General features: G+C 71.7%; 1 protein-coding gene (running past one end of the window). It reads left to right on the top strand.

Features of this window, described 5'->3' with window-relative positions:
* Positions 1-25680: the 3' portion of a non-ribosomal peptide synthase/polyketide synthase gene (locus JYJ93_RS23170; protein WP_242543902.1), read on the top strand. The gene continues 5415 nt to the left of window position 1, outside the view; only the last 25680 of its 31095 coding nucleotides appear in the window; its start codon lies off the left edge, out of view; it ends in the stop codon at positions 25678-25680.
* Positions 25681-25702: the final 22 nt, after the last annotated feature.

Below are 25702 nucleotides of genomic sequence, written 5' to 3'. Positions count from 1 at the left end.
CTCGCCTCGCGCCTGAAGGAGGCGCTGGGCCGCGACGTGCCCGTGGTCTGGTTGTTCGAACATCCCACGGTGGAGTCGCTCGCCCAGCGGTTGGAGCATGAGTCGCGGTCCCCCGGTTCACCCGCGCCGTCGCCCACCGCACCGGGCCACCGACCGCGCGAGGCGTCGAAGCCGGGCGCGTCCGGCTCCATCGCCATCGTCGGCATGGCGGGCCGCTTTCCCGGCGCGGGGACGGTGGAGGCGTTCTGGCGCAACCTGCGCGAGGGCGTGGAGTCCATCACGCGCTTCTCCCCCGAGGAGCTGGAGCACCTGCCCTCCCTGCCCGAGGGGTTCGAGCTCTGGTACCACCCGGCGTTCGTTCCGGCCGCGGGTGTCCTGGACGACGTGGAGGGGTTCGACCACGCGTTCTTCGACATGTCACTGCGCGAGGCGCAGTTCACGGATCCGCAGCAGCGGCTGTTCCTCCAGACGGCGTGGGCCGCGCTGGAGGACGCGGGCGTCAATCCGGAGCGCTACCCCGGCGCCATCTCGCTGTACGCGGGGGCCGCGGCCTCCGGATACGCGGAGGCCGTGCGGCAGTCGATGCCGCTGGACGCGGCGTCCTTCTTCGAGCTGAACGGCACCGCCACGCACGAGAGCCTGCCGACGAAGGCGTCCTTCAAGCTGGGGCTCACGGGTGAGAGCACGCTGCTCTACACCGCGTGCTCCACGGGCCTGGTGGCGGTGCACCTGGCCTGTCAGAGCTTGCGGACGGGCCAGTCCGATGTGGCGCTCGCGGGGGCCTCGCGGCTGTCGCTGCCGCAGCGCACGGGCTACGTGGCGCAGGAGGGGCTCATCTTCTCCCCGGACGGCCACTGCCGTGCGTTCGACGCCAGGGCCCAGGGGACGCTGCCCGGGAACGGCGTGGGCGCGGTGGTGCTCAAGCGCCTGGAGGACGCGGTGCGGGATGGGGACTCCATCTACGCCGTCATCCGGGGCTCGGCGCTGAACAACGACGGCCGGAACAAGTCCGGCTTCACCGCGCCCAGCGTGCAGGGACAGGCGGCGGTCGTGTCGCAGGCGCTGGCCAACGCGGGCGTGTCACCGGAGGCCGTGGGCTACGTGGAGGCCCATGGCACCGCGACGCCGCTGGGCGACCCGATTGAAGTGGCGGCGCTGACGCGTGCGTACGGCCTGGGGGCGGAGCACCGGGGGCGCATCGCGCTGGCGTCGCTGAAGACGAACGTGGGGCACCTGGACACGGCCGCGGGGCTGGCGGGCCTGATGAAGGCCGCGCTGGCGCTGCACCATGGGGAGATTCCCCCCAGCCTCCACTTCGAGAAGCCCAACCCGCAAATCGACTTCGACGCGGGGCCGTTCTTCGTCAACACCACCTTGCGGTCGTGGCCTCGGAGCGAGACGCCTCGCTTCGCCGCGGTCAGCTCCTTCGGCATTGGTGGCACCAATGCCCACGCCATCCTCGAGGAAGCCCCCATGCGGCAGAGTGGTTCCACCACGCGTTCCCACCAGCTCGTCGTGCTGTCCGCGCGCTCGCCGGAGGCACTGGAGGCGGCGGCGCGGCGGTTGGAGGCGAAGGGCGTCGGGGACTCGGCGCTGGCGGATCTGGCGTTCACGCACGCCGTGGGCCGCAAGGCGTTCGAGTACCGCCGCGCGGTGGTGGTAAAGGACACGGAGGACCTGTCGCGGCAGCTCCAGAAGCCGGTGACGCTGGCGAAGAGCCCGGGCAAGGCGCCGCGCGTGGCGTTCGTGTTCTCCGGCCAGGGGTCGCAGCGGCTGGCCATGGGGCGCGAGCTGGCGGAGGCCTCGCCCCTGTTCCGCGCGCACCTGGATGCGTGCCTTGCGCTGCTGGACGCGCCGCTGCGGGCCCAGGTGTCGGCCGTGCTGGCGCCCGAGGCCGATGCTTCGGCGGACCTCGCGGACACGCGGGTCGCATTGCCCGCGCTGTTCAGCGTGCAGGTGGCGCTGGCGCGGATGTGGCAGGACCTGGGCGTCACGCCGTCCACGGTGATGGGACACAGCTTCGGTGAGTACGCGGCGGCGTGTGTCGCGGGGGCGCTGTCCCTGGAGGACGCGATGCGCCTCGCGGTGGTTCGCGGGGAGCTGATGCACCGGATGCCGCCGGGCGCGATGCTCGCGGTGGCCCTGCCCGTGGAGCGCGTCCAGTCGTTGGTGTCGGGCCGGCTGTCGGTAGCGGCGGTGAACGCTCCGGACCGTTGCGTGGTGTCGGGTCCGGTCGAGGAAGTGGAGCGGCTGGAGGCCGAGCTGAAGGGCCTGAAGGCCGGAGCGGTGCGCATGCCCGCGCCGCACGCGTTCCATTCCGCGGACGTGGAGCCGTTGATGCCGGAGCTGGCGCGCGTGGTGGGCACGCTGCGCTGGTCGGAGCCGGCGGTGCGTTACGTGTCCAGCCTCACGGGGGCGGTGGTGCAGCCCGGGCAACTGGCGGCGCCGGACTACTGGACGGAGCAGATGCGTCAGCCGGTGCGCTTCACCCGCGCGGTGGAGGCACTCCAGGCGGATGGCTGCACGGTGCTGCTGGAGGTGGGCCCGGGACAGGACGTGACGCCGCTGGTGCGCGCGAACGTCGCCAGGCCCGAGGGCGGCGGTGCCTCCGTCGTCGCGCTGGCGTCGCTGCGGGTGGGTGGGAAGACGACGGAGCAGATGGGCTGGCTCCAGGCCGTGGGCGAGCTGTGGGTCGCGGGTGTGTCCGTGGATTGGAGCGCGTTCTACGCGCATGAGCAGCGACTGAGGCTGCACCTGCCCACGTACGCGTTCCAGACCAAGCCGGTCTGGGTGCAGCCGAGGGCACGCGCCACGACGTCGCCGTTCGCACCGCCCTCGGCAGGCACCGTCCGGCCGCCGCATGTTCCGGCCGCGTCCGCTGATCATGCGCCCGAACCGTTGGCGCCTGCCGCGTCCACCGGGCGTGTGCTCGAAGTGACTTCCGACCTGGCCCTGGTCACCGCGTCAGTCCGTGCTCCTCAAGCCTCCTCTGCGATGACGGCCACGGCGTCGGTCCGCGCCCCTCAAACCGCGTCCGCGATGTCGGCTTCGACCAGTGCTCCCCAGAGCGCGTCCTCAACGGTGACGGCTCCGAACGGCGTTTCACAAAGCGAATCGGCGATGACGGCCACGGCGTCGGTCCTCGCCCCCCAGGTTGCGTCCGCGATGTCGGCTCCGGCCAGTGCGGCTCAATCCACCTCGGCGATGGCGGATCCAATCGACTCCTCCCAGGGCGCATCGGCAACGACGGAGCCAGCCGGTGGCTCACACGGGGTCCCGGTGCACGGGCTGCGTCCGGAGGCGGAGGAGGCCGCGCACGGGGCTGCCGTTCCCATGGTCGTGGAACCCGCGCCCGCTGCCCCTCCTCCCGGCCGCGCTGACGCGCCTCGGGGCGACATCGAGGAGCGCGTGGCGGCGCTGTGGCGCGACCGTCTGGGCCTGGAGTTCGTGGGCCGCCATGACGACTTCCTGGAGCTTGGCGGCAACTCGCTGACGGCCGCGCAGCTGCTCAATCAGCTCCGTGAGGCCTTTGGCGTGAACCTGCCCCTGGCCGCCCTCTTCGAAGCGCCCACGGTCGCTGGCATCGCCGAACGCCTGGAACCCCTGCTGCTCCAGGCGCCCCAGGCGCCGGTCTCCACGGAGCTTCCGCTGGTGCCGCTGCCTCGTGACGGCAGTGAGCTGCCGCTGTCCTTCGTGCAGGAGCGCGTCTGGCGCCTGGAGCAGCACCTGCCTGGCCTGTCCGCGTACAACCTCCCGTTCGTCCTCCGGCTCGAAGGGGACCTGGACGCGGACGTGATGGAGCGCGGCATCCAGGAGATCGTCCAGCGCCACGAGTCCCTCCGCACCACCTACGACACCGTGGACGGCCGCCCCGTGCAGCGCTTCCACGCGCGCATGCGCGTGCCCCTCACCCGCGTGGAGCTGCGCGGCCCGATGGAGACGCGTGAGCCCGAGGCGCTGCGCCTCGCCCGCGAGGACGCCGCGAAGCCTTACGACCTGGTCCACGGTCCCGTGCTGCGCACCACGCTGGTCCGCCTGGACACGAAGCTGCACCTGCTGATCGCCAGCATCCACCACATCGTCGGCGACACGATGTCCATCGCCCTCTTCGTCCAGGAGCTGGGCCAGCTCTACGACGCCTTCCTCCAGGGCAAGCCGTCTCCGCTCAAGCCGCTGCCCCTCCAGTACGCGGACTTCGGCGCGTGGCAGCGCCGGGGCATCACGAGCGGCCGTCTGGCCGAACAGGACCAGGGCTGGCGGCAGCGGCTGGCCGGCATGCCGCGCAAGCTGGACCTGCCCACCGACCGGCCCCGCTCCAACGAGCCCCGCATCTCCTCCCACCGCATGACGCTGGACTTCCCGCCAGCGCTCGCCCACGAGCTGGTGGCCTTCACGCGCCGCGAGGGCTTCACCGGCTACATGACGGTGCTCGCCGCGTGGCAGACGCTGCTGCACCGCTACTCCGGCCAGACGGACGTCGTCGTCGGAACGCCCATCGCCAACCGCACCCGTCCGGAGCTGATGCCGCTCATCGGCTACGTGGCGCACTCGGAGGCGTTCCGGACGCGCTTCACCGAAGGGCTCACGTTCCGCGAGCTGCTGGCCCAGGTGCGAGGCGAGGTCGCGGACGCGCAGACGCGCCCGGACGTCCCCTTCGAGTACCTGGTGGAGGCGCTCATCCCGGGCCATGACATCGGCCGGGGGCGCATGACGGACTCCGTATTCGTCTACCACACGGGCGCGAGCTCCTCGGAGACGCTGGAGCTTATCGGCCTGCGCGCCACGTTGGTGGAGGTGCCAGGCACGCCCGTGCAGTGGGGCTCCACCCTGAGCGCGCTCACCCTGGTCCTCTTCGAGTCCCCCACCCGCGTCCACGGCGCGCTGGAGTACGCGTCCGACCTGTTCGACGCCGCCACCACGGCGCGGCTCATGGAGCACTTCCAGGTCCTGCTCGCCGCGGCGCTCGCGAACCCCGACACGCAGGTGGCGCACCTGCCGCTCGCCACCGAGGACGAGCGCCGCGCCTGGCCCACGCCTCGCGCCACGCCGGGGCTGGTCCCCGTGCCCACGCTGCTCGCGGAGCGGCGCGCACGCCACGCGGATGCCACCGCCCTGTCCCAGGGGGAGACGCACTGGACCTGGGCGGAGCTGGGCGCCCGCGCGGACGCCCTGTCCGCGAAGTTGAAGGCCCTGGGCGTGAAGGCTGGAACACCGGTGGCCGTGTGCCTGCGCACGTCGCCGGAGAAGCTGGCCGCGCTGTGGGGCGTGCTGGGCGCTGGCGGCGCGTGCGTCGCACTGGGCCCGTCCGACCTGAGCCACCTGCCCGTGTACGCGCCCGAAGGTGCTCCGGTGCCGGTGCTCGTCACCACGCGCGCGCTGGTGGCCTCCGTGCGCGTGGATGCAGCGCGCGTCGTCTACGTGGAGGACGTGCCAGCCGCGACCGAAGCCACCGCCGTGGACGTGGAGCCGCAGGCCCTCGCGTGGCTGCTGCCCACGGGCCGGGGCCAGCCCGCGTGGGCCCTGGGCCACCGGGAGCTGGCGGAGTTCTTCACCGGTCTGGACACGCGCCTGTCGCCCCCGGACGGCGGCGCGTGGCTGGCCGCGAGCGAGCCGTCCTCCGACCGTCCGGATCTGGAGGCCCTGTGGGCGCTCACGCGCGGCCTGCGGGTGGTGTTCCCGCCGGAGCGCATCACCGCCCGGCTGGTGAGCCTGGGCGATGGCGGCCCCCGCGCGAAGGCGATGGACCTGAGCCTCATCTACTTCGCCAACGACGAGGACACGCTCACCGGGCCCAAGTACGAGCTGCTGCTGGAGGGCGCGAAGTTCGCGGACGCGAACGGCTTCTCCGCGGTGTGGACCCCGGAGCGGCACTTCCATTCGTTCGGCGGTCTGTACCCGCAGCCCGCCGTGGTGGCGGCGGGCCTGGCCACCGTCACGAAGCACCTGCGCTTGCGCTCCGGCAGCGTGGTGTTGCCGCTGCATGATCCGCTGCTCATCGCGGAGCAGTGGTCCGTGGTGGACAACCTGTCCCAGGGCCGCGTGGGCCTGTCCGTGGCCACGGGCTGGCACACGCAGGACTTCACCTTCGCGCCCGCCAACTACGAGAAGCGCCGCGACATCCTGCTGGAGAAGCTGTCCACGCTGCGCGCCCTGTGGCGCGGCGAGCGCTTCAAGCGCCCCGCCGGTGCCGGCAGCACGGCGGAGGTCGGTCTGCGCCCGAAGCCGGTGCAGAAGGAGCTGCCGGTGTGGCTCACCGCCACGGGCAACCCCGAGACGTTCCGCATGGCGGGCGAGCTGGGCGCGGGCGTGCTCACGGGCCTGCTGTCGCACTCGCTGGAGGAGCTGAAGCAGAAGGTGGCGCTGTATCGCGACGCGTGGCGCCGCAACGGGCACCCGGGCCGCGGCCACATCACCTGCATGCTGCACACGTACCTGGGCGACGACGAGCAGGAGGTGCTGCGCACGGTGCGCCAGCCGCTGCTCGGCTACTTCCGAAGCTCCGTGGACATCAGCACGTCGCTGCTCCAGGCGCAGGGCATCACCGACGTCCAGAAGCTGTCGCCGGACGACATCAACGCGGTGCTGGAGCGCACGTTCGAGAACCACGCGAAGAACACCGGCCTGCTGGGCACGGTGGACAGCGCGATGCGGCGGCTGCGTGACGTGCGCGCGGCGGACGTGGACGAGGTGGCGGCGCTCATCGACTTCGGCCTGGACACGCCGGTGGTACTGGACGGCCTGCGCCGGCTGGCCGTGGTGCGCGAGCGCATGGACGCGGAGGCCGCCGCCCGCCAGGAGCAGGTGCTGGTGGAGGCGGAGGCGGGCGTCGAAGGCCTGCTGGAGCTGGCGCGTCAGTCCGGCGCGGTGCTGCTGCACACGTCGGCCCGGCTGGCGCGTTCGCTGAGCGAACTGCCCGGAGCGCGTGAGTCCCTGTCCCGCGTGGGCGCGCTGGTGTTGGAGGGCGCGTCGGTGGAGCTGGGCGCGGCGCTGCACCGGGCCGCGGGCGTGGAGGTGTGGCTGTCCGGTGATGCCCAGGAGGGCGCGCTGCTGCCGCGCACGTTGGCGGAGCGCATCCCCGCGAACCTCCAGGCCTGGGTGCTGGACGCGGCCGGTCAGCCCGTGCCCGCGGGTGTGGTGGGCGAGCTGGCCCTCGCGGGCGCGGGGCTCCCCACAGCGCTGTGGCGCGCGGGTGATGAAGAGCACCGGCGTCTGGTGCCGCACCCTCGCGAGGCTTCCGCGAAGCTGTTCCGCACCGGCCGCCACGCCCGCATGCGCGGGGATGGCCGGCTGGAGCCCGTGGCGTCACCGTCCCGCCTCCCCCCTCCGCCCGTGGCGCGTCCCGCCGTCGTGGAGGCGCCGCGTCCGGTGGCGCCCGCCGCCCCGGCGGTGGTGAACCTGGGCCCGCCGCCCATCCCTCGCGTGAGCCGGGATCAGCCGCTGCCCCTGTCCTTCGCGCAGCAGCGCCTCTGGTATCTCCAGCAGTTGGAGCCCACGAGCAGCGCGTACAACAACCCGGCCATCTTCCGGCTCACGGGCGAGCTGGACAGGGACGCGCTCCAGACCGCGCTGGACATGATGGTGGTCCGCCACGAGGTGCTCCGCACCACGTACTCCCTGGAGGGGGACCACGCGGTGCAGGTCATCCACCCGCCTCGCGGCCTGCCGCTCCAGCACTGGGACGCGCCCGGCGACACGCCGGAGGCCCGGGAGGCGGCGATGCACCGCTTCTGCCAGGAGGCCATCCGCCAACCCTTCGACCTGGAGAAGGACGTGGTGCGCGGGGCACTGCTGCGCCTGGGGGACCGGGAGCACGTGCTGTTCGTCACCTTCCACCACGCCGTGTCCGACGCGTGGTGCACCATGGTCATCGCGCATGAGCTGACGGTGAACTACACCGCGTTCCGCGCGGGCCAGCCGTCGCCGCTGCCGGAGCTGCCGGTGCAGTACGCGGACTACGCCGTGTGGCAGCGCGCGTGGCTGGAAGGCGGCGTGATGGAGAAGCAGGTGGCCTGGTGGAAGGACCACCTGACCGGCGCGCCTCCGCTGGAGCTGCCCACGGACAGGCCTCGTCCGGCGGTGATGTCGTACGCGGGCGCGCGGTACACGTTCCTCCTGCCGTCGGAGGTGTCCGCGCCGATGCTCGCGCTGGGCCGCAAGCATGGCGCCACGACGTTCATGGTGCTGATGGCGCTCTTCCAGACGGTGCTGTCGCGCTACTCCGGCCAGGAGGACTTCGTGGTGGGCACGCCCATCGCGGGCCGCACACGGCCGGAGCTTGAAATGCTGATGGGGTGCTTCATCAACACCCTGCCCTTCCGCTCGCGGCTGTCCGGCATGCCGTCCTTCGTGGAGCTGCTGGGCCGCGTGCGCACCCAGGCCCTGGAAGCCTTCGCGCACCAGGACGCCCCCTTCGAGCGCGTGCTGGACGCGATGCAGCTGCCGCGTGACCTGAGCCGCACTCCGCTGTTCCAGGCGAGCATCAACCTGGTGAACACGCCGGAGGGCAAGGCCCGCCCGGCGGGTCTGGAGCTGACCCAGGTGGAGGTGCCGACCGGCACGTCCAAGTTCGACCTGGGCATGGAGGTGGTGGAGAACCGCGCCGGCTTCAGTTGCAGCCTGGAGTACGCCACCGCCCTCTTCGACGCGTCCACCATGGAGCGCCTGGCCGGGCACATGGTGACCCTGGCGCGCGAGGTGGTGGCCCATCCCAAGACGCCCGTCGCCCTGCTGCCGCTCATGGATGAGACGGAGCGCCAGCGGGTGCTGCGCTCGTGGAACGACACCTTCCAGGACATCCCGCGCGACGCCGTGCTGCCGGACCTCTTCGCCCGTCAGGTCGCGCTGCGTCCGGACGCGGTGGCGGTGGAGTTCGGGGACGCGCACCTGACGTACGCGCAGCTGGACGCACGCTCGAACCAGTGGGCACACCTGCTGCGCGGGCGCGGCGTGGGGCCGGACGTCCTGGTGGCGGTGTGCCTGGAGCGCTCGCTGGAGCTCATCGTCTCGCTGCTCGCCATCCTCAAGGCGGGCGGCGCGTACGTGCCGCTCGACCCGAGCTACCCGGCGCCGCGCCTGGCCGCGATGCTGGAGGACGCGCCCGCGAAGTGGGTGCTCACCACGCGTTCGATGCGCGGGACGGTGCCCCTGCCTCAAGGGGTGGAGTCCGTCTTCGTGGAGGAGCTCGGCGCCACGGACCTGCCCACGGCGCCCGTGGTGTCAGGGGTGCGCTCGCGCCACCTGGCGTACGTGGACTTCACGTCCGGCAGCACCGGGCGTCCCAAGGGCGTCGCGGTGGAGCACCGCGCGGTGATGCGCCTGTTGCACCACCCGGCCTTCGTGGACATGAGCGCGGGTGAGACGTTCCTCCACGTCGCGCCCATCTCGTTCGATCCAGCGACGCTCGAGATCTGGGGGCCTCTGCTCAACGGCGGGCGGTTGGTGGTGTTCCCACCCACGTCGCCGTCGGACCTGGAGGTGCTGGCGCAGGTCATCCAGCGTCACGGCGTCACGTCGATGATGCTCACGGCGGGCCTCTTCACGCAGGTGGTGGACCTGAAGCCGGAGGCCCTGCGCGGCGTGCGCAGGCTCATCTCGGGCGGAGACGTCATCCCGCCCGCACAGTCGCGCAAGGTGCTGGAGGCACATCCGGGCCTCACGTTCCTGGCCTGCTACGGCCCCACGGAGGCGACGGTGATCGCCTCCGTGCACGAGATGTCCGACCCCGCGCACGTGGAGCCCCCCGTGCCCCTGGGCCGTCCCATCACGTGCACGGAGCTGTACGTCCTGGACGCGCACGGACAGCCGGTGCCCCCGGGCGTCCCCGGCGAGCTGTTCATCGGCGGCGAGGGCCTGGCGCGCGGCTACATCTCGCGGCCGGACCTCACCGCGGAGCGCTTCGTCCCCCACCCCTTCGCCTCGCGCCCCGGTGAGCGCCTCTATCGAACGGGCGACCTGGCGCGCTGGCGGCCGGACGGGGTGTTGGACTTCCTGGGCCGCACCGACCACCAGGTGAAGGTGCGCGGCTTCCGCGTCGAGCTGGCGGAGGTGGAGGCCGCCCTGTCCGCGCATCCGGACGTGCGCGAGGCCGTGGCCGTGGTGCGCGAGGACGCGCCCGGCGACAAGCGGCTCGTTGCCTACGTCGTCCCTGCGTCCGTCCCCGAGCCGGAGGTCCTGCGCGAGTTCATGCGCCAGCGGGTGCCGGACTACATGCTGCCGACGGTCTTCGTCCCGCTGGACGCTCTGCCGCTGACGGCGCAGGACAAGGTGGACCGCAAGGCGCTGCCCGCGCCGAAGGGCCAACGCGATTCGCGCCGCGAGTACGTCGCGCCGCGCACGCGGCGGGAACAGGTGCTGGCGCAGGTGTTGGCGCAGGTGCTGCGCGTGGATCGCGTGGGCCTGGACGACAACTTCTTCGCGCTGGGCGGCGACTCCATCATCAGCCTCCAGGTGGTGGCCCGGGCGCGGCAGGCCGGGGTGCGGTTGCAGGTGAAGGACCTCTTCCAGCACCCCACCCTGGGCGCGCTGGCGGCGGTGGCGCGTGACGGTGAGGCGACCCTCGCCGAGCAGGGACCGGTGGTGGGCGACGTGCCCCTCACGCCCATCCAGGTGGACCTGTTCGAGCGCGAGCCGACGTACCCGCACCACTTCAACCACGCCCTGCTGCTCAAGACCCGTCAGCCGCTGAAGGCCGACCTGTTGCAGCGGGCGCTCCAGGCGCTGGTCACGCACCACGACGCCCTGCGCCTGCGCTACGTCCACGCCGATGACGGCACGTGGCGCCAGGAGGACGTGGCGCCCGTGGAAGCGCCTCCCGAGCTCGCCCAGGTGGACCTGTCCATGCTGCCTCCGGAGGCACGGATCACCGCGATGGAGCGGGAGGCCGCGCGCCTCCAGGCGGACTTCGATCTGGCGACCCCGCCGCTGGTGCGCGTGGCGCTGTTCCACTTCGGTGCCGGTGAGCCGCAGCGCCTGCTGCTCATCATCCACCACCTGGTGGTGGACGCGGTGTCGTGGCGCATCCTGGTGGAGGACCTGGAGACGGCGTACCTCCAGCTCCAGTCCGCGCGCGCGCCGGTGCTGCCCGCGAAGACGACGTCGTTCCGCTCCTGGGCGCAGCGGCTCCAGCAGCACGCCCTGTCCGACGAGCTGGGAGCGCAGGAAGCCTTCTGGCAGGAAGCGCTGCGCGGAGACGTGGCCCCGCTGCCGGTGGATGGCCCGGGCCCGTACACGTACGCGTCACGAAGCAGCGTCGCGGTGGAGCTGGACGCGGAGGAGACGCGGCAGTTGCTCCAGGAGACCCCCACCGGTTGGCGGGCGCGCATCGACGACGTGCTGTTGACCGCGCTCGGGCGGACGCTGGGCGAATGGACGGGGATGCCGGACGTCCTCATCGACCTGGAGGGCCACGGCCGCGAGGAGCTGTTCGCGGACGTAGACGTGTCGCGCACGGTGGGCTGGTTCACGTCCGTGGCGCCGGCCCTGCTGCGGCTGCCCAAGGGCGGCTCGCCAGGTGACGGGTTGCGCGCCGTGAGAGACTCGCTGAAGGCGTGGCCCGGCCGCGGCATCGGCTTCAACCTGCTGCGGCACCTGGGGCCTCCGGAGACGAGGGCCCGGCTGGCCGCGCTGCCCCGGGCGCAGGTGGCGTTCAACTACCTGGGCCAGCTCGATGGCACCGCCGCCGCCAGCACGCTCTTTACGATGAGCGACGAGCCGGTGGGGCCCATCGTGGAGCCCCGGGCCGTGCAGCCGCACGCGCTGGCGGTGGACGGCTCGGTGTTCCAGGGCCGGCTGCGGATGACGTTCGGCTACAGCCACCAGCAGCACCACGAGGCGACGGTGCGCGCGCTGGCGGAGCGCTTCCTCTCCGTGCTGCGCGAGCTCATCGCCCAGCGCCATTCGGAGGACGCGCGGCGGCGCACGCCCGGCGACTTCCCACTGGCCCGCTTGTCCCAGGCCGCGCTGGACGCGGTGCTCGCGGCGCAGGGCCCCACGGTGGAGGACCTGTTCCCGCTGTCCCCGCTCCAGGAGGGCATGCTCTTCCACGCCCTGAATACGCCGGAGGCGGCCTACTACTTCGAGCAGGCTGCCTGGTCGAGCCACTCGGACGTGGACATCGCGCTGTTCCAGCGGACGTGGCAGACGGCCGTGGAGCGCAACCCCATGCTGCGCACCGCGTTCGTGTGGGAGGGACTGGAGTCGCCGCTCCAGGTGGTGCACTCGCACGCCACGCTGCCGTTCATCGTCCATGACTGGCGCCACCTGCCGGAGGCGGAGCAGCCGGCCGCGCTGGCGAAGCTCACGTCGGAGGACCGCGCACGCGGCTTCGACGTGTCGCGAGCGCCGCTGTCGCGGATGACGGTGGTGCGCCTGGGTGAAGCGCGCTGGCGCTTCCTCTGGAGCCACCACCACCTGCTGATGGACGGCTGGAGCATGGGCCTGTTCTTCCAGGAGGTCTTCGCCCTCTACGACGCCGTGCACGCCGGGACGACGCCACCGCCCGCGGGCCGGCCTCCGTTCCGCGACTACATCGCGTGGTTGGACCGCCGCGACGCTGGGGAGGACGAGCGCTTCTGGAGTGAGCAGCTCGCGGGCCTGACGGCGCCCACGCCCCTGCCCTCGGCGCGGCCGGCGTCCCTGGTGCGGCCCACCACGTCCGAGAAGCGGCCCGACGTGAGGGTGACGCTGCCGGCGCCGGTCACCACCGCGCTGGAGTCCTTCGCGCGGCGGCATCAGCTCACGCTCAACACGCTGACGCAGGCGGCCTGGGCGCTGGTGCTGGCGCGCCATGCGGACACGCGTGACGTGATCTTCGGCACCACGCTTTCGGGCCGTCCGCCAGAGCTGCCGGGCGCGGACGCCATGTTGGGTCTGCTCATCACCACGCAGCCGGTACGAATCACGCTGCCCGCTGAAGGTGAGCCGGTGCTGCCGTGGCTCCAGTCGCTCCAGACGAAGCTGCTGGGCATCCAGCAGCACCAGTACGCGCCGCTGGTCTCGACGCATGGCTGGAGCGACATCCCCCGGGGACAGCCGCTGTTCCAGTCGCTGTTCGTCTTCGAGAACTACCCGTTCGACGCGTCGGTGTTGCGTCGCTTCACCGCGATGGACCTGCGCGACCTGGAGTTTGGCGACAGCACGAACTACCCGCTGTCCGCCACGGTGGTGCCGCGCGAGGAGCTCCAGCTGAACCTGGCCTACGACGAAGGCCGCTTCGACGCGGACGCCGTGCGGCGGGTGCTGGGCCAGTGGCGGCAGGCGCTGGAGGGACTGCTCCCGCCGGACGCCCGGATCGAGGACGTCTCGCTGCTGTCCGCCGGAGACCGTGACTGGCTGCTGCGCACCGGGACCGGCGGCGCCATGGACTTCGAGCGCGAATCCACCCTGCACGCGCGTTTCGAACGGCAGGCCGCCGAGACGCCGGACGCGGACGCCGTGGTGTCCGACGGGACGACGCTGTCCTTCCGGGAGCTCAACACGCGGGCCAACCGGCTCGCGTGGCACCTGCGGTCGCTGGGCGTGGGCCCCGAGGTGACGGTGGCGCTCTGCCTGGACCGGTCGGTGGAGACCGTCGTCGCGATGCTGGCGGTGCTCAAGGCCGGCGGCGCCTACGTGCCCCTGGACCCGGCCGCGCCAGCAGCGCGCAAGTCGTTCGTCCTCAAGGATTGTGGCGCGAGCGTGCTGGTGACCACTCGGGCTCTGCAAGAGACGTGGCACCCAGAGGTGCCCCACCTGGTGCGGCTGGACGAAAAACCTGTCGGACAGTCGGACAGGTTCACGGACGCCGAGCGGTCCTCGGGGCCCACCGAACCTGTCGGACAGTCGGACAGGTTCGCGGAGACCGAGCCGGGAGCCGGGGACGCCAAACCTGTCGGACAGTCGGACAGGTTCGTGGCGACCGAGCCGGTCCTGAGCGACGCAGCGCCTGTCGGACAGTCGGACAGGTTCTGGGAGACCGCCCTGGCGGCCGGGACCACCGAACTGGTCGGACAGTCGGACAGGTTTTCGGAGAACCCGCCGCCGGTGGCGGGTCCGACGAACCTGGCCTACGTCATCTACACGTCGGGCTCCACGGGCACGCCCAAGGGCGTGATGGTGCGGCACCGCTCGGTGGCGCATCTGCGGCAGGCGATGAACGCGGCGTGCTTCACCCAAGCGTCCGGACCGCTGCGGGTCGCCCTCAACGCGCCGTACTCCTTCGACGTGTCGGTGGGACAGCTGGCGCTCATGCTGGAGGGCCACACGCTGTGCGTTGTTCCGGAGGCCGTGCGGCAGGATCCGGAGGCGATGCTCAAGTGGCTGGAGCAGCAGCGGGTGGACGTCCTGGACTGCACGCCGTCGCAGTTCAAGTTGCTGCTAGAGGCCGGCTTCCTGGAGCAGCGGCACGTGCCCGCGTACGTCCTCCTCGCAGGCGAGGCCGTGGACGAGGTGACGTGGCGCACGCTCGCGGAGACGCGGCGCACGCAGGCGTTCAACCTCTACGGCCCGACGGAGGCGACGGTGTACGCGACCTGGGAGCGCATCTCAGGCTCGGCACGCGCCACGCCCGTCATCGGTCGGCCGCTGGCCAACCTGAACGCGTATGTGCTGGACGCGCACCATCGCTGGGTGCCCGTGGGCACGCCGGGGGAGCTGTGCCTCTCCGGTGAAGGCGTCACGCGCGGCTACCTGGGCCGGCCGGACCTGACGGCCGAACGCTTCGTGCCGGATCCGTTCAGCACGGAGCCCGGTGCGCGCCTCTACCGCACGGGCGACAAGGCCCGCTGGCGCGAGGACGGCACGCTCGAATACCTGGGCCGGTTGGACTTCCAGGTGAAGCTGCGCGGCTACCGCATCGAACTGGGCGAAATCGAATCCGCGCTGCGGACCCACCCGGACATCCGGGACGCGGTGGTGCTGGTGCGCGAGGACCGGCTCATCGCCTGGGTCGCGCCCCAGGTGGACACCGCGCCCCTGCGTCAGCACCTCCGGCGGACCCTGCCGGAGTACATGGTGCCCGCCACGTTCGTGGCGCTGGATGCCCTGCCCCAGACTGCCAACGGCAAGGTGGATCGCAACGCCCTGCCCTCGCCCGAGGCCGCCCCGGCCTCCGAGCGCGTCATCGAACCGCCCTCGACGCCCACGGAGGTGACGCTGGCCGCGCTGTGGAGCGAAGTGCTTCGCGTCCCGGCAGTGGGCCGTCATGACGGCTTCTTCGAATTGGGAGGCCACTCGCTGCTGGCCACGCAGCTGGTGTCGCGAGTGCGTGCTCGCTTCGGCATGGAGCTGCCCCTGCGGGCCCTGCTGGAGGGCCCTACCGTGGCGGAGCTGGCGCGCCGGATCGACGCGCTCCACCAGCCGCAATCGCATGAGGCGTCCGCGCTGCCCTCGCTGGTCCGCGCGGAGCGGCCGGACGTGCTGCCGCTCTCGTTCGCGCAGCAGCGCATGTGGTTCGCGGAGCAACTGGGCACCGCGGGCACCGCCTACAGCCTCCCGAACCTGCTGGACCTGGATGGCTCGCTGGACGTCATCGTCCTGCTGGCCGCGTTCGACGAACTGGTGCGCCGCCACGAAGCGCTGCGCACCACGTTCCAGTCGCGGGAAGGCACGCCGTCGCAGGTCATCCACCCGCCGTTCCCCATGTCCCTGCGGCACGCGGACCTCTCCGCGCTCCCGACGCAGGAGGCTCGGGAGGCGGAGGTATCGCGGCTGGCCCGGGAGGAGTCCTCCACTCCGTTCGACCTGGAGCAGGGCCCGCTGTTCCGAGGCCTCCTGATGAAGCTGGGCCCCACGAAGCACGTGCTGCTGCTCAACACGCACCACATCATCATGGATGGCTGGTCCACCGGCGTGCTGGTCCGGGAGATGGGCGCGCTCTACGCGGCGTTCGCGGCGGAGCAGCCGTCGCCGTTGCCCGCGCTGACTGTGCAGTTCGCGGACCATGCCCTCTGGCAGCGCGCCTGGTTCCAGGGCGAGGTGCTTGCGTCGCAGGTGGCGTACTGGCGCGCGCAGCTGGAAGGCGCCGCGCCCTACCTGGAGCTGCCCACGGACCACCCGCGTCCGGCCGGTCAGGGGGCCTATCGCGCCAGCTCCCAGCCGCTCGTGCTTTCGCGCGAGCTGAGCGAAGCGGTGGAGGCCTACGCACGGCAGGCGTCCGCCACGCCGTTCATGGTGCTGCTCTCGGCCTTCCAGCTCTTGCTGCACCGGTACTCCGGACAGGAGGACGTGCTCGTGGGGGCGCCCATCGCGGGCCGTCGTCACGCCGAGTCGGAGTCGCTGATCGGCTACTTCGCGAACACGGTCGTGCTGCGCACCCGGGTGCGCGGGACGCCGCGCTTCCGCGAGCTGCTGGAGCAGGTGCGTGCCACCACGCTGGGAGCGTACGAGCACCAGGACCTGCCGTTCGAGAAGCTGGTGGAGGCGCTCCAGCCGGAGCGCGACCTGGGGCGCACGCCGCTCTTCCAGGTGACGTTCACGCTACAGAACGCACCCATGCCGGAGCTGTCGCTGCCCGGCCTGACGCTCAAGGGCCGCGAGGACCTGAAGGCGTCCACCGTCTTCGATCTGCAATGCGTGCTGTCCCGGGGACCGGACGGCTTCGAAGGCGTGCTGGGGTTCAACCAGGACCTGTTCGATGCGGACACCGTGGCCGGCATGGTGGAGCACCTGCGGGTGCTGCTGGAGTCCGCGCTCCGCTCGCCGGACATGCGGCTGCCGGAGTTGCCGTGGCTCACCGGGGCGGAGCGTCAGCGGCTGCTCTCCGACTGGAGTGGCACCTCCCGCGACTTCCCGCGTGACGCGTCCGTGGCCACGCTCTTCACCGAGCAGGCCGCTCGCACCCCGGACGCCACCGCGCTGAAGGCCGGGGAGCGGCGGATGTCCTACGCGGCGCTGGACCGGGCGTCGAACCAGCTCGCGCACCACCTGCGGCGCCAGGGCGTGCGGCCCGGCCACCGGGTGGGCTTGTGCCTGGAGCGTTCGTTCGAGAGCATCACCGCGCTGCTCGGCATCCTGAAGGCCGGTGCGGCCTACGTGCCCGTGGACCCTCAGGCCCCCGCGGAGCGAATCGCGTGGGTCCTGCGCGAGGCGGGCGTCAGCCTGCTCGTGACGGTGGAAGCTGTCGCAGACGAGCTGCCGGCCATGACGGACCTCCAGGTCCTGTTGGACGCGGACGCTGCCGTCATCGCACGGCAGTCCGAAGCGGCGTTGGACGTGGCGGTGTCCTCGCAGGCGCTGGCCTACGTGATGTTCACGTCGGGAAGCACGGGGCGGCCCAAGGGCGTCAGCGTCCCGCACCGGGGCATCACGCGTCTGGTGCGCGGCGCGGACTTCATCCACTTCGGCCCCGAGGAGGTCTTCCTCCACCTGGCGCCCCTCGCGTTCGACGCGTCCACGCTGGAGGTCTGGGGCGCGCTGCTGAACGGAGCGACGCTGGTGGTGGCCCCTGCTGGAGCGCTGTCGCTCGGTGACACAGGAGCGTTGCTGCGGCGCGAGGGCATCACCACGCTGTGGCTCACCGCCGCCCTCTTCGACCAGATGGTGCTGCACCAGGGTGAAGCGCTGGCCCGGGTGAAGCAGGTGCTCGCGGGCGGCGACGTGCTGCCCGTGGAGCGCGTGCGCGAACACCTCAAGCGGCTGCCCCCGGGCGCGGTGCTGGTCAACGGCTACGGCCCTACGGAGAACACGACGTTCTCCGCCACGCACACGCTGCGCGCCGGGGACACCGTGGGCCGTTCGGTGCCCATCGGCCGGCCGCTGTCGAACTCCACGGCGTGGGTGCTGGACGCGGCGCTCCAGCCCGTGCCGCCGGGAGTACCCGGCACGCTGTACGTGGGCGGAGACGGCCTGGCCTGGGGCTACCTCCAGCGCCCGGACCTCACCGCCGAACGCTTCATCCCCCACCCCTTCGCCACCGAGCCGGGAGCACGCCTCTACGACACGGGCGACCGCGTTCGCTGGCAGCGCGACGGGACGTTGGAGTTCCTGGGCCGCACCGACTTCCAGGTGAAGCTGCGTGGCTTCCGCGTGGAGTTGGGCGAAATCGAAGCTGTGCTGCGCCTGTCGCCGGAAGTCGAGGAGGCGGTGGTCGTGGTGCGCGAGGACGTGCCGGGCGACAAGCGCCTCGTGGCCTACGTCGTGAGCGGCGAAGGCCTGGACACGGGAGCACTGCGGGTGTCCGTGCAGAAACAGCTGCCGGAGTACATGGTGCCGTCCGCCATCGTGGTGCTGCCGAAGCTGCCGCTGAGCGCCAACGGCAAGGTGGACCGCAAGGCCCTGCCCGCGCCGAAGGCCCGCGTCGCGGACCCCGCATCCGCCACACCCCGAAGCGCGCTGGAGAAGACGCTCGCGGGCATCTGGGCGGAGGTGCTGCACCTGGAGACCGTGGACATCCACGGCGACTTCTTCGAGCTGGGTGGGCACTCGTTGCTGGCCACGCAGGTGGTGGCGCGCATCCGCTCGACGCTGGGACTGGAGCTGCCGCTGGGTGAGTTGTTCCGCGCGCCCACGGTGGCGTCGCTGGCGGAGCGGCTGGTGGATGCCCGCCGCACCCAGGCGCCACCGCTGGTCCCCGTGTCGCGCGCTTCAGCCCCACCGCTGTCGTTCGCGCAGCAGCGGCTGTGGTTCATCGACCAGTTGGAGCCGGGCAGCCCGCTCTACAACATGCCGCTGGCGTTGAGCCTCACCGGCGACCTGGACGTGGACGCATTGCGTGGAAGCCTGGACGCGCTGATGGCGCGGCATGAATCCCTGCGCACCACGTTCCGCATGGAGGCCGGCAAGCCCGTGCAGGATATCCACCCGGAGGGCCACGTCCCCATGGAACGGGTGGACCTGACGGTCCTGGGCAACCGCGCCGCGAGGCAGGCCGAAGCCCAGCGCCTGGGCCACGCGGAGACGCTGAAGCCCTTCGACCTGAAGCGCGGGCCGGTCATCCGTGCGCTGCTCATGAAGCTGGAGGAACGGGAGCACGTGCTGGTGCTGCACCTGCACCACATCGTCTCCGACGGCTGGTCGCTGGGCGTCCTCGTGCGCGAGCTCACGGCGCTCTATGAGGCCCTTCGCGCGGGTCGTTCCGCAGCCCTACCGGAGCTGCCGGTGCAGTACGCGGACTACGCCGTCTGGCAGCGCGGCTGGCTCCAGGGCGGCGTGCTCCAGGCACAGGTGGAGTGGTGGAAGCAGCAGCTGTCCGGTGCACCCTTCGTGCTGGACATGCCCACGGACCGGCCGAGGACGGTCGGTGCGGATCGGCGCGGTGGACGGATCCGCGTGACGCTGCCGCGCGCCCTGAGCGAGCGCGTGGACGCACTGGCACAAGCGGAAGGCACAACGCCCTTCATGGCGCTATTGGCGGCGTTCCAGGCCGTGCTGTCGCGAGCTTCCGGACAGGACGACGTGCTGGTGGGCTCGCCCATCGCGAACCGCCGGCAGGCGGAAACGGAGGGCCTCATCGGCTTCTTCGTGAACATGCTGGTGCTGCGCGGGCGCTTCGGCGCGCGGACGACCTTCCGCGAGTTGCTCGCGCAGATTCGCGCCACCACGCTGGGCGCGTACGAGCACCAGGACATCCCCTTCGAGCACCTGGTGGAAGCGCTCCAACCCGAGCGTGACCTGGGCCGCACCCCGCTCTTCCAGGCGATGTTCGCGCTCCAGAATGCCCCGCTGCCGGAGCTGGCGGTGCCCGGCCTCACCGTGGCGCCGGCCCATCTGGAGGGCGATGCCCCATCGCAGTTCGAGCTGGCCCTGAACTTGAGCCGCTCCGCGGAAGGCTACGAGGGCCACCTGGGCTTCGCGGCTGACCTGTTCGACACGGCCACCATCGAGCGGCTCTTCGCCCAGTTGCGGCGGCTGCTGGAGGCCGTGTGTGACGCGCCGGACCTTCCCCTGGCGGACGTGTCGCTCGTCTCGCCGGAGGAACTGGTGCGGCTGGTGCGAGTGGGCAGTGGCGAGCGGGTGGACTTCGAACGCGACGCCACGCTGCACGGCCTCATCGAGCGGCAGGTGGCACGCACCCCGGATGCCCCCGCAGTGGTGTTCGAGGAGTCGTCTCTCACGTACCGGCAGCTCGACACGAGGGCGAACCAGCTCGCGTGGCGGCTGCGTTCGCTGGGCGTGGGGCCGGAGGTGAAGGTGGCGCTGTGTCTGGAGCGTTCGGTGGAGGCCATCGTGGCGCTCCTCGCGGTGCTCAAGGCCGGTGGCGCCTTCGTCCCGTTGGATCCTTCCGCCCCGGCGGCGCGCAGGGACTTCGTGCTGAAGGACAGCGGCGCGTCCGTGCTCGTCACGACGGAGGCCGCGTGCGGCGACTGGAGCCCCTACGGTGTCCACGAAGTCTGGCTGGACGTGGAGCAGACCGGGCTGGGCGCCCTGTCCCATGAGCCCCTGCCCGCCCTGACGGGCCCGGAGCACCTGGCCTACGTGCTGTACACCTCCGGCTCCACGGGCAGGCCGAAGGGCGTGATGGTGCAACACCGCACCCTCCTCAACATGCACCGGGCCTTCAACCGCGCCTTCTACGCGGGTCAGCCCAGGGGCCAGCGCGTCAGCGTCAACGCGCCGCTGTACTTCGACGCGGTGATGGATCGCGTGGTGCAGCTCATCGACGGCCACTGCCTCCACATCGTCCCGGACGCGCTACGCGTGGACCCGGAGGCGATGCTCACGTGGCTGGAGCAGCACCGCATTGACTCGTTCGACTGCACCCCCGCGCAGCTCAAGCCGCTCCTGGCGGCGGGGATGCTGGGGCGGGCCTGGGTACCGCCGCTCGTGATGATGGGAGGCGACGCACTGGACGTGGAGTCGTGGCGCAAGCTGGCCGCGACGGACCGCACGCGCGTCTTCAATGGCTACGGCCCCACGGAGTGCACGGTCGGCACTGCGGGCGTCACCATCCAGGGCAGTTCCCGCACGGAGCCCTTCATTGGCAGGCCCATGGCGAACCTGAACGCCTACGTGCTGGACGCGCGGCAGCGCCTGGTGCCCATCGGGATGCCGGGCGAGCTGTGCTTCTCCGGTGAGAGCGTCACGCGCGGCTACCTGGGCCGGCCAGACCTGACGGCCGAGCGCTTCGTCCCGGATCCTTTCAGCGCGGATCCTGGAGCCCGCCTCTACCGCACAGGAGACAGGGGCCGCTGGAGGCCGGACGGCACGTTGGAGTTCATGGGCCGCCTGGACTTCCAGGTGAAGCTGCGCGGCTACCGCATCGAACTGGGCGAAATCGAAGCCACGCTGCGCACGCACGCGGGCGTCAATGACGCGGTGGCGCTGGTACGCGAGGACGTGCCAGGCGACGCGCGGCTCGTGGCCTACGTGGTGACGGACGGCGACACGGAGGGACTGCGCGAGCACCTGCGCCGGCACCTGCCGGAGTACATGGTGCCGTCCGCGTTCGTCGCCCTGCCCGCCCTGCCGCTGACGCCCAACGGGAAGCTGGACCGAAGGGCCCTGCCCTCGCCAGAGGCACGGCTGCGTGCCGCACGCTCGTACGAGGCCCCTGCGACGCCCGCGGAGGTGGCCCTGGCCTCGCTGTGGGAGGAACTGCTGAACGTGCCCGTCGTGGGCCGCAACGACCACTTCTTCGAGTTGGGCGGCCACTCCATCCTCGCCACGCAGCTGGTCTCCCGCATCCGCGCCCGCTTCGGCGTGGACGTGGGAGTGCGGGCGCTGTTCGAGTCCCCCACCGTGGCGGCCCTCGCCCAGCGGCTGCCGGACGCGCCGGAGGCCAACGCCCTCCAGCCGCTGCGGCCCGCCGCGACGCCCGGTCCTCATCCGCTGTCGTTCGCGCAGCAGCGGCTGTGGTTCATCGACCAGTTGGAGCCGGGCAGTGCGCTCTACAACATGCCCACGGCGCTGCGCCTCACAGGCACGGTGGACGTGCCCGCCCTTCAGCAGGCCTTCGACGCGCTGGTGGATCGCCACGAAGCGCTGCGCACCACCTTCGAGTCCCGCGACGGCGAACCCAGCCAGCGCGTGCATCCCGCCCCCACCGGTGTCCTGTCGGTGGTGGACCTGTCGAATCTCCCTGGCGGAGAGAGAGAGGCAGAGGCCGCGCGGCTCGCGAGCGAGGACGCGCTGACGCCCTTCGACCTCGCCACGGGGCCGCTGGTGCGGCTCACGCTGCTGAAGCTGGGTGAAGCGGAGCACGTGCTGCTGTTGTGCATGCACCACGCCATTGGGGACGGCTGGTCCATGAGCATCCTGGTGCGTGAAGTCACCGCGCTCTACGAGGCCTTCCGGCAGGGCCAGCCCTCGCCGCTGGCTCCGTTGCCGGTGCAGTACCCGGACTTCGCCGTCTGGCAGCGCGGCTGGCTCCAGGGCGAGGTGCTGGACGCGCAGCTCGCGTGGTGGACGCAGCAACTGGCCGGGGCCCCGCAGGCGCTGGCCCTGCCCACCGACAAGCCGCGTCCGCCGCAGCGTTCCGCGAGGGGCGCGACGTTCCCGGTACGCCTGTCGCAGCCGTTGAGCGAGGCGGTGGAAGCCCTGGCCCAGGCGGAGGGCGCCACGCCCTTCATGGTGCTGCTCACAGCCTTCCAAACGCTGCTGCACCGGTACTCCGGGCAGGAGGACCTGCTCGTGGGCACGTCCATCGCGGGCCGACGTCACGCGGAGACGGAGGGCCTCATCGGCTTCTTCGTCAACACGCTGGTGCTGCGCGCGCGGTTCGACGGCCGCCCGTCGTTCCGGACGCTGCTCGCGCAGGTGCGCGCCACCACGCTGGGCGCGTACGAACACCAGGACATCCCCTTCGAGCGTCTGGTGGAGGCCGTGCAGCCCGCGCGCGACCTGTCGCGCACGCCGCTCATCCAGGCCCTCTTCGGGCTCCAGAACGTGCCGGACGCGGAGGTGCGCCTGCCGGAGCTGACGCTGCGTCCGGTAGAGGTGGACCTGCACTCGACGAAGTTCGACCTGGACCTGAGCATGGCCCGCACGGAGCGGGGCTTCGAGGGCGCCCTCTCCTACGCCACGGACCTCTTCGAACCCGCCACGGCCCGTAGGCTCTCCGAGCACTTCGTCCAGTTGCTGGAGGGTGCCATCACCCGGCCGGACGCGAAGGTGGACAGCTTGCCCCTGCTGACGGCGGAGGAGCGCCAGTGGGTGCTGGAGGAGTGGAGCGGCGAGACGGCTGCCTTCGAGGCCGACGTGCCCTTCCACGCGCGCTTCGAGCAGCAGGTCACGCGCACGCCCAAGGCGCCCGCCGTGGTGATGGGCGACACGACGGTGTCCTTCCACCAGCTCAACGTGCGCGCGAATCAGTTGGCGCATCACCTGCGCTCACTGGGCGTGGGCCCGGATGTGCCGGTGGCCTTCTGCCTGGAGCGCTCGCCGGAGGCCATCGTCGCCCTCCTGGGCATCCTCAAGGCGGGCGGCGCGTACGTGCCGCTCGACCCCGCAGCCCCTGAGGCGCGCAAGGCCTTCATCCTGGAGAACAGCGGCGCGGCCGTGCTGCTCACCACCCAGGCTCAGGTGGAGTCCTGGCAGCCGCCAGCGCGGCACGTGGTGCGGCTGGACGCGGACGCGCGGCGCATCGAGTCGTCCTCGCCAGGCAACCCGCGCTCTGGCGTGCGGCCGGAGCACCTGGCCTACGTCATCTACACGTCGGGCTCCACGGGCATGCCCAAGGGCGTGATGATTCAGCACCGCTCGCTGGCGCACCTGCGGCGCGCGATGAACGAAACCTGCTTCGAGCGGGCGTCGTCCCGGCCGCTGCGCGTCAGCGTCAACGCGCCGTACTTCTTCGACGCGTCGGTGCAGCAACTGTCCCTGCTGCTGGACGGGCACTGCCTGTGCCTCGTCCCGGAGGCCGTGCGGCGCGACCCGGAGGCGATGCTCGCGTGGGTGGAGCAGCACCGCATCGACGTGTTGGACACCACGCCGTCGCAATACCAGCTGCTCCTGGGGGCGGGCCTGCTGGAACGCGAGCACGTGCCGAGCCTCTGCTCCATCGGCGGTGAGGCGATGGACGAGGTGACGTGGCGCACGCTCGCGGCGACGGAGCGGACCTGGGCCTTCAACGCCTACGGGCCCACTGAATGCACCGTGAACGCCACCATCGCCCCCATCCAGGGCAGCCCCATGCCCACGCCCGTCATCGGGCGCCCGCTGCTGAACCTGGGCGCGTACGTCCTGGATGCGAACCTGAACCCTGTGTCCGTGGGCGTCCCGGGCGAGCTGTTCATCTCGGGCGAGGGCCTGGCGCGCGGCTACCGCCACCGCCCGGACCTCACCGCGGAGCGCTTCATCCCCCACCCCTTCAGCACGGAGCCCGGAGCGCGGATGTACCGCACGGGAGACCGGGTCCGGTGGATGCAGGATGGCACCCTGGAGTACCTGGGCCGGTTGGACTTCCAGGTGAAGCTGCGCGGCTACCGCATCGAGCTGGGAGAGATTGAAGCCGCGCTGCGTGCGTCTCCGGGCGTGCGCGACGCGACGGTGGTGCTGCGCGAGGACGTTCCCGGGCTCCCGCGACTGGTGGCCTATGTGACGCCGGAGGTGGACACCGCTCCGCTCCGAAGCCACCTCCAGCGCTCGCTGCCGGAGTACATGGTGCCCGCGGCCTATGTCGCCCTGCCCGTCCTGCCGCTGACGCCCAACGGCAAGGTGGACCGCAAGGCGCTGCCCGTCCCCGTGGACGGACCCATGAGCACCGAGACCCACGTGGGCCCCAGGAACGAAGCCGAGGCGCGGATCGCGGCGCTCTGGGCGGAGGCGCTGGGCGTGTCCAACGTGGACGTGCGCGCCAGCTTCTTTGAACTGGGCGGGCACTCGCTGCTGGCGGTGCGGCTGATGGCGGCGGTGCACCGGGAGACGGGCCGCAAGCTCCCGCTGTCGGCCCTCTTCCAGGCCCCCAGTGTGGAGCGGTTCGCGGTCCTGCTGGGAGAGGCCGAGCCGAAGCCCTTCACGCCGCTGGTGCCCTTCACGACCGAAGGCACCGGCACGCCGTTCTTCTGCGTGCACCCGGTGGGCGGCAACGTGCTGGCCTACGCGGAGCTCGCGCGGAAACTGGGAACGGCTCAGCCCTTCTACGGCATCCAGGCCCGAGGCCTCGACGGTACGGATCAGCCGCTGGACACCGTGGAAGCCCTGGCCGCCAGCTACGTGAGGGCGGTGCGAGGTGTCCAACCCCACGGCCCGTACCGCCTGGGCGGTTGGTCCCTGGGCGGCGTCATCGCCTACGAGATGGCGTACCAGCTCCGCGAAGCAGGCGAAGCCGTGGAGCTGGTGGCGATGATCGACTCGTATGTGCCCGAGACGGTGCCGGACTCGGAGCCGGACCTGGACCGCACGCTGGCGGTGGGCATGTTCGCGCAGGACCTGATGGGCGTGTCGCTGGCGGACCTGGATGTGGACACGGCGGAGCTGGCGACGCTTGCGCCTGAAGCGTCGCTCGCGAGGGTGCTGGAGTCCGCGGCCCGGTCCGGCGCGCTCCCGCCCGGAGTGGACGCCACCGCCCTCTTCCAGGTGTTCGAGGCGAACCTCGAAGCGGCCCGGCGCTACCACCCGCCCGCGATAGAGCAGCGCGTGCTGCGCATCCAGGCGGAGGAGCTCGCCGATGACACGGGCACGGGTGACGGAGGCTGGACGGCGCTCGTGGGAGACCGGTTGGAGTCGCACCGCCTGCCGGGCACCCACTACACGCTGCTGCGCGAGCCGGGGGTCCAGTCGGTGGCGGAGTTGCTGACGAAGGCGCTCCGCGACGCGGACAAGGAGTAGCGCGCCAACCCCCGCTCCCTCC

It is taken from the genome of Corallococcus sp. NCSPR001 (assembly GCF_017309135.1).
GTDB lineage: Bacteria > Myxococcota > Myxococcia > Myxococcales > Myxococcaceae > Corallococcus.
Note: the sequence above shows the minus strand (reverse complement) of the source record. Positions and strands in the feature narration are given on the sequence as shown.